Genomic DNA, 13,154 nt, shown 5'->3' with positions numbered 1-13,154 from the left:
ATCCACGGAGCACCACCGGTGAAGGGGCTGGGGCGGAACCTATGTCCTCACCCGGCTGGCCCGGGCCTCCAGGTAGCGTCGCTCGGCGATGCTGGCGGTGGACTTCGCGGCGCGCCGGTAGTGCTCGTACGCCCCGGCCGTGTCGCCGGTCTTCTCCAGCAGATGCGCCCGTACGGACAGCAGCCGGTGATGCCCGGCCATCCGCTCGTCACCGTCCAGTGTGGACAGCAGGGCCAGCCCGGCCGGCGGGCCCTCGGTCTCGGCGAGCGCGATCGCCCGGTTGAGGGTGACCATCGGGTTGGGCGCGATCCGTTCCAGGATCAGGTAGAGCGCGTGCACCTGTAGCCAGTCGGTCGCCGCGGCCGTGGCCGCGGCGGCGTGCGTGGCGGCGATGGCGGCCTGCAGCTGGTAGGGGCCCAGCGCCGGGCCGGCCAGTGACGCCTTGACCAGCTCGATGCCCTCTTCGATCAGCCCGCGGTCCCACCTCGCACGGTCCTGCTCGTCCAGCGGCACCAGGTCGCCGGCCGCCGTCGTGCGCGCCTCCCGGCGGGCGTCGGTCAGCAGCATCAGCGCGAGCAGCCCGGTCACCTCGCCGTCCTCGGGCAGCTGCGCGTGCACCATCCTGGCCAGCCGGATCGCCTCGTGCGCGAGGTCGGCGCGGTGCAGCTCGCTGCCCGAGGAGGCGGTGTAGCCCTCGTTGAAGATCAGGTAGAGCACGTGCAAAACGACCCGTAGCCGCTCCTCGCGGTCCGCGCCGTCCGGCAGGCCGAACGAGCTGCCGGCGGCCTTGATGCGCTGCTTGGCCCGGCTGATCCTGGCCGCCATCGTGGCCTCCGGCACCAGGAACGCGCGGGCGATCTCGGCCGTGGTCAGGCCGCCGACCGCCCGCAGCGTCAGGGCGGTCTGGGAGGCCGCGGTCAGCGTCGGATGGCAGCACAAAAACAGCAGGACGAGCGTGTCGTCGGTGTCCGGTACGTCCTCGGGCACCACCTCGTTGGCCGTCGCCGACTCCCGCTCGCGGCGCGCGTGGTCGCTGCGCATCTGGTCGATGAGCCGACGGGACGCGACAGCCACCAGCCAGCCGCGCGGGTTGTCCGGCACTCCCTCGGCCGGCCACTGCAGGGCGGCGGCGAGGACGGCCTCCTGCACGGCGTCCTCGCACCCTTCGAACTGGCCGTGCCGGCGTATCAACGCGCCGAGGACCTGCGGCGTGAGCTCACGCAGCAGGTCCTCGATGACTGGTGCTGTCATGCCTCCAATTGTCCGTCAGCGAACATCACCTGTCGCACCTCGACCCCCAGACCCTCGATCGCGGTGTCCGGGATCTGCGACGCCAGCTCGATCGCCCGCTCCTTGTTCTCGCAGTCGATCAGGTAGAAGCCGCCCAGATACTCCTTCGACTCCAGGAAGGGCCCGTCGGTCACCACCGGCTGGCCGTTGCGTACGGACACCACGGCGGCCTGTGACGGGTCGACCAGTGCCTGGGTGGTGATCAGTTCGCCGGACTTCTTCAGCGCCTCGATGAACTTGCCGTGGCCGTCGCCGATCGCCGCCTTCTCCTGGTCGGTCAGCGCGTCTATCACGGCCGGGTTGATGTGCATGCTGATCAGGAACTTCATCTCGTACTCCTCGTGGTCCGCGAGCCCCGGCTGGGCCCTTCGAGTGGTTGGTCGGAGCCGCCGCCGCCGTCTTGACATCCCCCGCCACAAATTTCGCAGAGTTTTTCCCCCATCACCCCGCCCGGACCGCGAGGCCGTCATATCTGGTGACGACCCACCGTGGCAGACGCGTGAGATTTCCTCCGTACCGATGTCAAGAACCTCTCGACCGCTCCGACCAACCGGCGAAACGTCGAGAGAACAAGGAGTCCCGGATATGCGAGTCAACCGGGCATGGCTGGGACTGGGCGTCCTGGCGCTGCCGACATTGCTCGTCGCGATAGACACGACGGCGTTGCTCCTCGCGCTCCCACAGCTGAGCGCCGACATGGGCGCCACCAACGTCGAGCAGCTGTGGATCAGCGACAGCTACGGGTTCATGGTGGCCGGCATGGTCATCACGATGGGTACGCTCGGTGACCGGATCGGCCGCCGACGGCTGCTGATGATCGGCGCAGCGGCGTTCGCGGTGCTGTCGGTCGTAGCCGCCTTCGCGGTCAGCCCGCTGATGCTGATCGTCGTGCGTGCGCTGCTGGGCGTCGCCGGCGCGACCCTGGCGCCGTCCACACTTTCCTTGATCACGAACATGTTCCGCGACGAACGGCAGCGCGGGCAGGCCATCGCGATCTGGGCGACCTGCCAGTTCACCGGCGGCGCGCTCGGACCCGTCCTCGCCGGGTTCCTGCTCCAGCACTTCTGGTGGGGGTCGGTGTTCCTGGTCGCCGTGCCGGCGATGGGGGTGCTGCTGCTCGCCGGGCCGGTCCTGCTGCCGGAGTTCCGCAGCGACCAGGCCGGCCGGCTGGACCTGGCCAGCGTCGGGCTGTCGCTCGTGGCGGTGCTTTCGACGGTCTACGGCATCAAGCAGCTGACCGTCGAGAGCGTGCCGGCCGTGCCGGCGGTGGCCCTCGTCGTCGGCGCGGCCATGGGACTGCTGTTCGTCCGCCGGCAGCTCCGGCTGGAGACGCCGCTGCTGGACCTGCGGCTGCTCCGCAACCGCCCGTTCACGGCCGTACTCGTCGCGCTGGTCTTCGCCGGCATCGCCATGGCCGGTACGGGCCTGCTGGTGACCCAGTACCTGCAGGGCGTGCTGGGCTTCTCGCCGCTCATGTCGGCGGTGCTGTTCGCCCCCATGGGCCTGGGCGTGGCGGTCGGCACCATGGCCGCGCCGGCGCTCGCTCGGCGGATGAAGCAGACGACCGCGATCGCCGGGGGACTGGTGGGGTCGGCGCTGGGCAGCCTGCTGCTGGTCGGCGTCGGCGGTGCGGGCGCCCTGCCGCTGGTGATGATCGGCATCGCCGTACTGGCGCTGGGCACCGGCCCGCTGTTCGCGCTGGGCACCGGGCTGGTCGTCGGGTCCGTACCGCCGGAGCGCGCCGGCTCGGCGGCGTCGATGTCGGAGACCGGCAACTACTTCGGCGGTTCGCTCGGCTTCGCGCTGCTGGGTGTGGTGGCCGCGGTGGTCTACCGCAGCCGGATGGACGGCACGTCCGACTCGCTGGCCGGCGCGGTCGCCGCCGGCCGGCACCTCCCCGCCGGCCAGGGCGCGGAGCTGCTGCACGCCGCGCGGGAGGCGTTCACCGCCGGCCTGCACGTCACCGGTGTCGTCGCCGCGGTCATCTTCGCCGGGCTGGCCGCGCTGATCCTCACCATGCGCCCGGCAGCCCGGACCACCCCGGCCGCGCTCCCCGACTACGAGGCGACCCGCTCGTAGAACCCCGCGGGGCCGGCCGTCCGAATGCGCTTGTCCACCATGGCGGCACGGAACTACCTTGCCGCTGTGGATCTCTTCTCACGCTCTTGGACGGCGTTGCGCACAGCGGTCGCCGGACTCCCGGACGAGGACTTCGCGCGGCCGTCCGGCTGTGCCGGCTGGCTCGTGCGGGACCTGGTGTGCCATCTGGTCATCGACGCTCAGGACGTCCTGATCACCCTCGTGACCCCCACCGGAACGGAACCGACCCGCGACGCGGTGACCTACTGGGAGGTCACCGGAACGCCGCCGACCGGCGACGACCCGCTCGACGCGCTGACCGTACGGCTGGCCGCCGCCTACGAGGAGCCTCGGCTGCTCAAGTTCCACCTCGACGACGTCGGCTCCGCCGCCGGCCGCGCCGCCGAACTCGCCGACCCGGACCTCCGGGTCGGCACCCGCGGCGAGGTCCTCACCGCGGGCGACTACCTGTCCGCGTACGTCCTGGAGTGGACGCTGCACCACCTCGACCTGGTCGCGCACCTCCCGGACACGGCGGGACCACCCGCGGAGGGGCTCGCCCGGTCCCGCGAGATGCTGGAGAAGATCGCCGGGACGGCGTTCCCCGCGTCGTTCTCCGACCAGGACGCGCTGCTGGTCGGCACCGGACGGCGTGCCCCGACCGGCGCGGAGCGGGCCGAGCTGGGCGAGCTGGCCGCGGAACTCCCGCTCGTCCTCGGATGATCGTCCGGCTGAACGGGACCTTCGGCGCGGACCGGACGGCGGCGGCGCGGGACCGGTCATCCGGCTTCCCGATGGGCTGATCGTCGGCCGGTGCCCGTTCAACGCCGTGCCGGCGGCCGATGCCCCGCTTCCGCGGAAGCGGGGCATCGGCCGCCGGGCGGGCTCATCGGACCGGGGTCTCCCGCAGGCCGGGCCGCACCCGGGGCCGGCCCAGGTGGTGCCGGTCCAGCCAGTGGGCGATGGCCCGGCCGATGGCGTCGGGCTGGTCCTCGGGCGCCTGGTGCCCGGCGGGGCCGATGCCCTCCACCTCGAGCGAGGCGGCGTGCCGCCGGGCCCAGGCCACGACCTCCGGGGAGGCGATGCCCACGCCGTTCTCCACGGTGAGCAGGAGCTTGGGCACTTCCGGGGTGTCGGCGAGCCACTCGCCGTAGGCGTCCATGCGGTCGGCCACGTCGGCGGGCTCGCGGTCGAACGGGATCTCGCGGGGCCAGCGCAGCAGCGGCTTGCGTGAGGCCGGGTCGGGATAGGGCGCCCGGTAGACGTCCAGGTCCTCCTGGCTGATCCCGGTCCGGATGGCGAAGGGGTGGGGGAGGGCGCCCTCGATGGCGAAGTTCTGCTCCAGCAGCATGGTCTCCCCGAGCCCGGGAGTGCGCAGGGCGCGGCTGTGCTCGGCGACGTCGGCCGGCAGTTCCGCCCAGGTCTGCGGCCGAAGGAAGGTCTCCAGCAGGACGATGCCGCGCACATGGCCGGGGTGGCGGGCGGCCCGGTCCATGGCCAGCGCGCCGCCCCAGTCGTGGCCGACCAGGACGGCCCGGTCCAGGCCCAGTGCCTGGAACCAGGCGTCCAGGTAGCGGGCGTGGTCGACGAAGCGGTAGTCGATGTCGGGCTTGCCGGAGGCGCCCATCCCGATCAGATCCGGGGCCAGGACCCTGGCCTGGCCGGCGACGTGCGGGATGACGTTGCGCCAGATGTAGGAGGAGGTGGGGCTGCCGTGCAGGAACACCACCGGCAGATCACCGGTCCCGGCCTCGACGTGGGCGATGTGGGAGTCGATGACTGGAGTGGTAGGCATGATCGTGGTGTCCTCTCCGGACGGGTACGGGCTTCATCGGGTCGTACGGCTGGTGTCCGGACGCCGGTGTTCGGACGCCGGCCTCTTGGCGGGGCCGGGCGGTGGTGGTCAGGGCGGTGGTGGTCAGGGCGCGGGCCGCGATGCCGCGACGGGGGTCAGGCGGCGTCGACTCCGGCGTTCACACGCGTGGTGATGAGGGCCAGGACGGCGGCGGCGATCGGGATGTCGACGGACAGCACCCACCGCCAGGCCGGGCCGGCGCTCCGGCGGCGCGGCGGTCACCGGGGTCGCCTGCGACTGCACGGACATGGAAGCTCTCCCGACGGTCCGAGGTGATCAGACGGTCCGGCGGCCGGCCGCGCCCCACAGGTCGAGGCCGACGTAGGCGGCCCGCCAGTCGTTCTCGTAGGCGGTGCGCAGCGGTTCGGGCATCCGGCCGAGGATGGCCGCGGCGCGGTGGGGGTCGAGGTCGTCCAGCAGCCACGGCAGGTAGCGTGGCGCGTCGGTGCCGATCCGCTCGCGCTGCCGCCGGCCGAGCCGGCCCCACTGCTCCTCGTCGAGGGTGGCGTCGATCAGCGCCAGCGCCTCGGCCTCCTCGTGCTTGAGGTGCCCGGTCAGCCCGGTGTGCAGCGCGTCCACCAGCTCGCCGAGCCGCCGCGGGCCCGTCTCGCGGTCGGCCAGCGCGGCGTCGATGGAGTCCAGCAGCGGGTCGATGATCGCGTGCTCGGCCTCCATCGCGTCCAGCAGGGCCAGGTCGGCCGGCCGCTCGGCCAGGATCTCCGCCATCACCGGCCAGAGGGTCTCGTCCTCGGACCGGTGGTGGGCGTGCAGGTAGGTCTTGAACATCTCCCAGCCCACAGCCGACTTCAGGATCAACCGGGGGTCGTCGCCGCCCCTGGCGGTGATCCGCGCGATCCGCTCCAGCTCCCGCCGCAGGGCGTCGTGCATCACGAACATCATCGACATGTCCAGCCTGAAGCTCATTTCCCGCTCCTTCAGTGATCTCTGCGCTCCGCAGGACACCGACGCTAATCCGCATCTCCGCAACCGTCAACTCTCCAACTATCAATAGATTGCAGCATCAACACATTGGACCATCAACACTGGTAGGCTTACGCCGGGGAGGTGGGATCTGTGTCCGACCAACGGAGAGAGGCCGTCGACGAGGAGTCCGGGCCGCTGCGCGGGACCATCGGCCATCTGCTGCGCCGGGCCTTCACCGGCATCGCGGCCGAGGCCATGCGGGACGGGCCGCAGTCCCGCGACTTCGTGGTGCTCGACGTGCTGGCCGACGAGAACGCCCGCTCGCAGCAGGACCTCGCGCACCGCCTCGGCGTCAACCGGACGATCATGGTCAAGCTGCTCGACCGGCTCCAGCAGGCCGGCCACCTCACGCGGACCCGCAACCCGGCCAACCGGCGCACCTACGTCCTGTCGCTGACCGACGCGGGCCGTACCGCCCTGGAGGGCATGCGCCAGGCCGTCGCCGACCGCGACGCCCAGCTCACCGCAGCGCTGACCACTCCGGAACGGCACCGCCTCAACGAGCTGCTCAGCAGGCTGATCGCCCACGACGAGCAGCCCACCATCCCGAGCACCGAACACCTCATCGCCCAGGCCCACTACCGCCTGCGCCGGCTCGGCGACCACAAGCTGGAGGACTACGGCCTGCGCACCCGCCACTTCGGCCTGCTGCCCGCCCTGGAGCGGCTCGGCCCCTGCCCCCAGCAGCAACTGGCCCGATATCTGCACCTCACCGAACCGGCCACCGCGTCGCTGGTCGAGGAGCTCGTCCAGGCCGGGCTCGTGGTCCGGGGCCAGGACCCGCACGACCGCCGCCGCTACGCCCTGGAGCTCACCGGCCTCGGCCGCGCCCGGATCCCCGTGGTCCGCGACGCGATGCAGGGCGTCGAGCACGACATCGAGGAGATCCTCGGCCCCGACGGCACCGCCGACCTCCGCGACCTGCTCACCAAACTCCTGTCGCGGGCCGGTCAGCAGGAGTCCTCGTAGCGATCGCGGAAACTCCACGGACCTGTCTCTGACCTGCGGCTATGTCTGAGCGCGGAGATCGCCGGTAGAGATGATCATGTGATGAAACCCTGATCGGCAGCCGCGGCCGTGGGGCTGGGCGGACATCGGAAATCCTGGTAAATGGCCTGTGGAACTGTCAATCGAGCCCGCGTCGAGCGATCGTTCCCGCTGGAGCGGCCGTCAGCGCGGGCGGGCCAGGCCGTGTTCGTAGGCCCAGATGACGGCCTGGACGCGGTCTCGCAGCTCCAGTTTGGCCAGGATGCGGCCCACATGCGTCTTCACCGTGCCCTCTGACAGGAACAGCAGGCCCGCGATCTCCGCGTTCGTCTGTCCCATGGCGATGTGGCGCAGGACTTCGCGTTCGCGGTCGGTCAGCGGGTCGGGCCCCGGTGTGGGGAGGGTGGGAGCCACGTGATCGAGCAGGCGACGGGTGGTGGAGGGCGCGATCACCGCGTCGCCCTCGTGCACGGTGCGCACGGCCGCCAGCATTTCCTCGGCGGGCGCGTCCTTGAGCAGGAATCCGGAGGCCCCGGCGCGCAGCGCGGCGAAGGCGTACTCGTCCAGATCGAAGGTGGTCAGCACGATCACCTTCGGCGCCCCTGGAACCCCTGCGAGCAGCTCGCGGGTGGCGGCCACGCCGTCCATGCGAGGCATGCGCACGTCCATGAGCACGACGTCGGCCTGCACGGCGCGCAGCCGGGCCAGCGCGTCGGCGCCGTCGCGGGCCTCGCCCACGACCTCCATGTCCGGTTGCGCCTGGAGCACCATGACCGTCCCCGTCCGCACGAGGTCCTGGTCGTCCACGACGAACACCCGGATCACATGCTCTCCTTCCGGTACGGCAGGCGGGCGACCACCGCGAACCCGCCTTCTTCGCGCGGCCCCGCCTCCAGCGTGCCGCCCACAGCCGACATCCTCTCGCGCATTCCCGCCAGGCCGTTCCCCTGGCCGTCCGCCGTCCCGCAGCTCGCGCCGTCGTCGGTGACGGTGACGACCAAGGCGTCAGGCGTCCAGTCCACGTGAACGGCGGCCGTCGCGGCCGGGCCCGCGTGCTTGAGCGTGTTGGTGAGCGCCTCCTGGACCACCCGGTAGGCGACAAGCTCGGCGGCCGGGCCGATGGAGCCGGCCGTACCCGTCTCGACCGGGCCGGCCACGCTCGCTGCGGACAGCAGGGCGGACAGGTCGGCCAGCCCGGGCGACGGGGCCAGCGGGGCGGTGTCGGTGCGGAGCACGCCGACCAGGCCGCGCATCTCCGTCAAGGCCCGGCGGCCGGTCTCCTCCACGGTGGCCAGCACCTCGGCGGCCCGCTCGGGTGCGAACCGGCCACCTCTCGCCTGGGCGACGATCACGGCCAGGGCGTGCGCGACCACGTCGTGCATCTCGCGCGCGATCCTCGCCCGCTCGGCCAGCGTCGCCCGGGCGGCCGACGCCTCGGCCTGCTCCTCCAGCAGCGCGACGTAGGCCAGCTGGGTCCGCCGGTACAGCCCGAACCCCCAGGTCGCCATCACCATCGAGGCCAGCAGGCCGAGCAGCAGCCACGGATCGGGTCCCAGGTGAGCGGCGGTGACCGACGGGTCATGGGCGAATCGGTAGGCCGCCGCCCCGGCCCCGGCGAGTCCCGCGGCCAAGGGCGGGAAACGCCTGCCGTACACGGTGCAGGAATAGACGGCGATCGGGAAGACGGCCACGGACGGCAGCATGAGGAACAGCCCGGTCACGGCGGCCTGGACGGCGAAGGCGGTGGCGACCAGGAAGAACGCCCAGACCTCCCGCCGGTAGGCGAGGGCCGCGTGCGCCACCAGGCAGGCGCCCACCAGCAGGGCAGCTCGAACACCCGGCACCGACAGCACCGCCATCACCACCGACAGCGACAACAGCGGCACTCCGACGACGAAGGCCAGGGCCAGGTCCGCGCGCCGCGGCATCACCTCAGCGTGGCCCGCTGGTAGGAGAGCGTGGCCCCGCCGACCGCCAGCCCGAACAGCAGCCAGCTCCCGTACACGAGCCCAACCGTCACCACCGCCGCGTGGTCGGACAGGGGCACAGGCCCTTGGGTGAGGCCGAGCATCTGTGACAACGTACCGAAAACGGACATGGCCCCCATGGTGGTCAACATAGCAGCGCCCGTCCAACCACCCGCCAGCACCAGCCGCCGCGGCAGCCACCGCCCCCACCTCTGAACCAGGGCCAGCGAGCCCACCGCCCCGATGAGCAGCATGATCAGCTCGCCGTACGGGAAGCCCTCGGCATAGCCCACCGGACGCAGCAGCGTACCGCCCAAGGACCAGTACAGCTTGGCCATGGGATAGACGAACCCGATCGCGAACGCGCTGTAGCCGAGCCACGCCCCGCCCGGGACCCTGAGGCGAGGCAGCAGCAGCGCACCCAGCAGCGTGCAACCCGTCAGGCTGAGCCCGCGCAGCGCCATCCCGGGCCAGTCCACGCGCGCGAAGTCTCCCGCCGGGATCCCCGTGACGGCGAAGAACGCACGGAAGCCGTCGAGCACGACGCCGCCTGCCGACCACAGCAGCAGTACGGCGGGCAGCAGCCCCGCCGGGTGCGGTCGTACCACGAAGATCGCGCCCAGCACGGCGGCCAGGACGGTAACCCAGTGCGGCGCGAAGCCCGTGGTGTAGGGGAGCGTCGGCAGCGGCACGAGCGCGAGTGCCACGACGAGCGCGAGAACGATCAGCGCCGAGATCTGCATCCGTTGAAGTCGCATGACGCCAACGATCCCGGCCGCGGCCCGAGGGCCGCGTCTGCGCCAGGTCCGGACGAGATCTGACCTGAGAGGTATTGACATGGCTCGTACTCTCATGAGCTGTCGGCCCGCCGGCCGCGTCGGCGCTCTCAGCGTTGGTGGCAGGTCAGGGCGTGACGATGGCGAAGTCCGGTGTGGGGTCCTCCAGGACGGCGGTCAGCCGCCGCAGGACGCCGAGATCACCGTCGTGGTCGATGCCGTCGATGTCGTCGCCGGCGAGCAGGCCGAGCAGGCGCTGTTTCGTCAGCCGTAGCCTCAGGTCCGCTCCGTCGCCGGACGTCGTCCGCTCGTGGATCATGGCTCCGTTGGACATCGTGGTGCGGTGGCGCTCGTCCAGGTCGGTGAGGTGCCAGTCGATGGTGAAGCGTTCGTTCCAGGCGTTGGGGCCGTGAACGCGGATGGCCAGGGAGTCGAAGATCTGTTCCACGGTGAGCGCGCGGAACATGTCCGATGAGGTGGTGTCGGTCGCGGCCGCCGAGGGGTGGCCGGTCAGCTCGGTGGCGCCGGTGAGGTAGAAGTTGCGCCAGGTGGCGTTCTCGGCGCCGTGGCCCAGCCGGACGTAGACCTGGGCCAGGAGCTTGCGGGCCGCGGAGTCGCCCTCGTCGGCGAACACGGCGTGGTTGAGCAGGGTCGCTGCGAAACGCAGGTCGCCTTCCCGGATGTAGCGTTCGGCCAGGGCGAGCACGGCGGAGGCGCCGCCGAGGCATTCGACGTAGCGGCGCGACTGCTCGACGGGCGGGTGCTCCCACAGGTGGGCCGGGTTGCCGTCGAACCAGCCCAGGTAGCGCTGGTAGATCGCTTTGACGTTGTGGCTGACAGACCCGTAGTAGCCGTGGGTGTGCCAGGCCTGCTCCAGGGCGGGCGGTATCTGCATGGCCTCGGCGATCTCGGGTCCGGTCAGGCCGCGGTTCAGCATGCGCATGGTCTGGTCGTGCAGGTAGGCATACAGGTCGCGTTGCTGGGACAGGAAGGTGACGATGTCGTCCCTGCCCCAGGTGGGCCAGTGGTGGGAGGCGAAGGCGACATCGGCCTGGTCGGCGAACAGCGCGACGGCCTCGGTCAGGTAGCGGGCCCACACGCGCGTGTCACGGACCAGCGCACCGCGCAGGGTGAGCACGTTGTGCAGGTTGTGGGTGGCGTTCTCGGCCATGCACAGAGCACGCCGCTCGGGGAACAGGAAGTTCATCTCCGCCGGGGCCTCGGTGCCCGGGGTGAGCTGGAAGACGATGCGTACCCCGTCGATCGTCTCCTCCTGCCCGGTGCGGGTGACCTCCACGGTGGGCGGGATGAGGGAGACAGTGCCGGCCGAGGTCCCCATCCCCAGCCCACAGCCGAGCTGACCCTCGGGAGAGGGAGGCAGAAGCTGGCCGTACATGTACAGAGCCCGGCGGTTCATGGCGGTGCCGACGTAGACGTTCTCGGAGACGGCATGCTCCATGAAATGGGCCGGGGCGAGGACAGGGATGCCGACACCGTCGGTGACGCCACGGGCGCCGCCGAAGTGGTCGACGTGGGAGTGGGTGTAGATCAGACCGGTCACCGGACGGTCCCCCCGGTGGTCCCGGTAGAGCCGCAGCGCGGCGGCGGCGCACTCGGTGGAGACCAGTGGATCGATGACGATGACGCCGCCTCCGCCTTCGACGATGGTCATGTTGGACAGGTCCAGGCCACGCACCTGGTAGATGCCGTCCGTCACCTCGAACAATCCCTGCTTGGCGCACAGTTGCGCCTGCCGCCACAAGCTCGGATGCGCGGACTCCGGACAGTCGCCGTTGAGGAAGACGTAGGAGTCGTTGTCCCAGACGACCTCGCCGTCGGCCGCCCGTATCAGGGCGGGGCTCAGCTTCGCGACGAAACCACGCTCGGCGGCATCGAAGTCGGCCCGATCGTGAAAGGGAAGGTCTGCCATGGGACCGTGGTGCCCGCACCCGCCGCCTCTAAGGCAAGGAAAACCTCAAGGAAGGACATGCCGGCCTGCGGGGGAGTCAGGTGCCCGACCCCGCGTGCCGACAGAGCGCGTACCCGATCATCGCGCCGAGCGCCGTGTACAGGCCCGATGTCGCGGGCAGCCCGGCCGGTCGCGCGTACGCGAACGCCTGCGGCACCAGCACCGCCCACAGCGACGACGCCGCAAGCAGGTCCGGGCGCAGCCACGCGCGCCGGTAGCCGCGCAGCGCCGCCCAGCCGGGGACAGCAGACCAGCCCATCCCCGCTGCCTCCCCTCCTGTGGCCGACTTCTGTTCCGTAGCCAAGCCGAGACCAGGGGAAGCCTGCGAGATCGTCAAGCATCATCCCAGGTCAAAGAGGGCATGCCAGGCGCAATCGGAAGGAGTGGTGTCGATGGGGCCCTTGGGGAGCTGCTGCCTTTCGCCTCACCCGCGAATCCACCCCAACCTGGCGAGGCGCCTGAAACACCAATCAGACAGAACCCCCGGGATCAAACACCAACTAAGGCTTGACGCTGGCGGCATCCTAGTAGGAGCGGGTCTGCTCGCGGCGTTCGCCCTGCCATCTGTCCCACTGCGCCGAGAACACGTCGTCATCACGGACTGGCAGCTTTACCTCGACGTCGACCTCACCTATCCTGCGCTCCAGCCCGTCAAGCCCGAAAGGGCACCGTCAAACGGCCGATTGCGTCTCGTACTTCCCCGACATAATCGGTGCATCCAAGGCGTTCAATGGTCAAGTCCTGAAGTGGAATTTCAGCTAGCAAATGAGTCATCCTACGCCTGCTTCGTTTTTCAAAAAACCCGGCTTCATAGTACTGCTGGTAGCGCTGACAGTGCTGGCGGTATTGTTGACGACGGTGCATATCAATAAGCCTTACTCGCATTTTATCGGCTATGTGACACCGTCGCCCGACGGGCGAACGCTGACCGCGAGGCTCATGTTCGGCGAGCCAAAGGCCGACGGCACTTTCTGCGAGCAAGTGAGGGGCGTGGAGGTGAACGAGTCCACTTCCCAGGTGGCCATTGATATTCAGGTGTTCAATACCTGCAGCCCCCTCTTTTCCTGGGGGCGAGTGATAACGACAGGCATCGGGTATCCGTTCGACGTAAACATGAGTCTGCGCACACCGCTGGCAAGACGAACGGTAGTCGATAAGGAAAGCAGACAACCCGTCAGCATTGTTCAACCATCCGATAATTCGTGACGGAATGCGCCCCTCATCCGCCGGGGTGGTGGAGCTGCCGC

The 13,154-nt window shown here is 70.4% G+C and carries 13 protein-coding genes; 4 read left to right on the top strand and 9 right to left on the bottom strand.

The genetic code is table 11. From position 1 onward, the window contains the following. Nucleotides 1-39: 39 nt before the first annotated feature. Together J2S55_RS43385 and J2S55_RS43380 are read right to left on the bottom strand one after the other, a co-directional pair. Nucleotides 40-1,251, bottom strand: coding sequence for an RNA polymerase sigma factor (locus J2S55_RS43385; RefSeq protein WP_306873490.1), 1,212 nt, complete (start codon nt 1,249-1,251; stop codon nt 40-42). Then, nucleotides 1,248-1,619, bottom strand: a complete 372-nt coding sequence (locus J2S55_RS43380) for a YciI family protein (RefSeq protein WP_306873488.1) — start codon at nt 1,617-1,619, stop codon at nt 1,248-1,250. Before J2S55_RS43380 ends, J2S55_RS43385 begins: the two co-directional genes overlap by 4 nt. Nucleotides 1,620-1,875: 256 nt before the next feature. Between J2S55_RS43380 and J2S55_RS43375 the strand changes: the two genes are divergently transcribed. After that, nucleotides 1,876-3,369, top strand: a complete 1,494-nt coding sequence (locus J2S55_RS43375) for an MFS transporter (RefSeq protein WP_306873485.1) — start codon at nt 1,876-1,878, stop codon at nt 3,367-3,369. A gap of 66 nt (nt 3,370-3,435) precedes the next feature. Beyond that, a complete protein-coding gene (locus J2S55_RS43370) occupies nt 3,436-4,092 on the top strand; it encodes a maleylpyruvate isomerase N-terminal domain-containing protein (RefSeq protein WP_306873483.1) in 657 nt (218 codons plus the stop codon). Between the two features lie 163 nt (nt 4,093-4,255). On the opposite strand, the gene J2S55_RS43365 is transcribed toward J2S55_RS43370, so the two are convergent. Both J2S55_RS43365 and J2S55_RS43360 read right to left on the bottom strand, forming a co-directional pair. Then, the gene (locus J2S55_RS43365; RefSeq protein ID WP_306873480.1) at nt 4,256-5,164 is read right to left on the bottom strand and encodes a haloalkane dehalogenase; all 909 of its coding nucleotides are present in this window, start codon (nt 5,162-5,164) and stop codon (nt 4,256-4,258) included. Nucleotides 5,165-5,500: 336 nt separating this feature from the next. Then, nucleotides 5,501-6,148: a hemerythrin domain-containing protein gene (locus J2S55_RS43360; RefSeq protein WP_306873477.1), complete on the bottom strand. Its 648-nt coding sequence runs from the start codon at nt 6,146-6,148 to the stop codon at nt 5,501-5,503. A gap of 150 nt (nt 6,149-6,298) precedes the next feature. Between J2S55_RS43360 and J2S55_RS43355 the strand changes: the two genes are divergently transcribed. Continuing rightward, complete coding sequence (locus tag J2S55_RS43355; RefSeq protein ID WP_306873475.1) at nt 6,299-7,177, top strand: MarR family winged helix-turn-helix transcriptional regulator; 879 nt, start codon at nt 6,299-6,301, stop codon at nt 7,175-7,177. Between the two features lie 201 nt (nt 7,178-7,378). Here J2S55_RS43355 and J2S55_RS43350 read toward each other — a convergent pair whose 3' ends face one another. The 5 genes from J2S55_RS43350 to J2S55_RS43330 all read right to left on the bottom strand — a co-directional run bounded on the left by J2S55_RS43350 (nt 7,379) and on the right by J2S55_RS43330 (nt 12,166). Further along, entirely contained in the window at nt 7,379-8,020 is a 642-nt protein-coding gene (locus J2S55_RS43350; RefSeq protein ID WP_306873473.1) for a response regulator transcription factor, read from the bottom strand. Next, nucleotides 8,017-9,123 carry a sensor histidine kinase gene (locus tag J2S55_RS43345; protein ID WP_306873470.1) on the bottom strand — a complete coding sequence of 369 codons (1,107 nt, stop codon included), beginning with the start codon at nt 9,121-9,123 and terminating at the stop codon, nt 8,017-8,019. The genes J2S55_RS43350 and J2S55_RS43345 overlap by 4 nt, the downstream gene beginning before the upstream one ends. After that, nucleotides 9,123-9,920 (bottom strand): hypothetical protein, encoded by a 798-nt coding sequence (locus J2S55_RS43340; protein ID WP_306873467.1) that lies wholly within the window; start codon nt 9,918-9,920, stop codon nt 9,123-9,125. The genes J2S55_RS43345 and J2S55_RS43340 overlap by 1 nt, the downstream gene beginning before the upstream one ends. Nucleotides 9,921-10,065: 145 nt before the next feature. Further along, entirely contained in the window at nt 10,066-11,868 is a 1,803-nt protein-coding gene (locus tag J2S55_RS43335; RefSeq protein ID WP_306873463.1) for an alkyl/aryl-sulfatase, read from the bottom strand. 76 nt (nt 11,869-11,944) lie between these two features. Beyond that, a complete protein-coding gene (locus J2S55_RS43330; protein ID WP_306873460.1) occupies nt 11,945-12,166 on the bottom strand; it encodes a SulP family inorganic anion transporter in 222 nt (73 codons plus the stop codon). Nucleotides 12,167-12,672: 506 nt separating this feature from the next. Between J2S55_RS43330 and J2S55_RS43325 the strand changes: the two genes are divergently transcribed. Further along, nucleotides 12,673-13,113 carry a hypothetical protein gene (locus J2S55_RS43325; RefSeq protein ID WP_306873459.1) on the top strand — a complete coding sequence of 147 codons (441 nt, stop codon included), beginning with the start codon at nt 12,673-12,675 and terminating at the stop codon, nt 13,111-13,113. Nucleotides 13,114-13,154: the final 41 nt, after the last annotated feature.

The sequence above is a fragment of the Streptosporangium brasiliense genome (assembly GCF_030811595.1).
Taxonomy (GTDB): domain Bacteria; phylum Actinomycetota; class Actinomycetes; order Streptosporangiales; family Streptosporangiaceae; genus Streptosporangium; species Streptosporangium brasiliense.
Note: the sequence above shows the minus strand (reverse complement) of the source record. Positions and strands in the feature narration are given on the sequence as shown.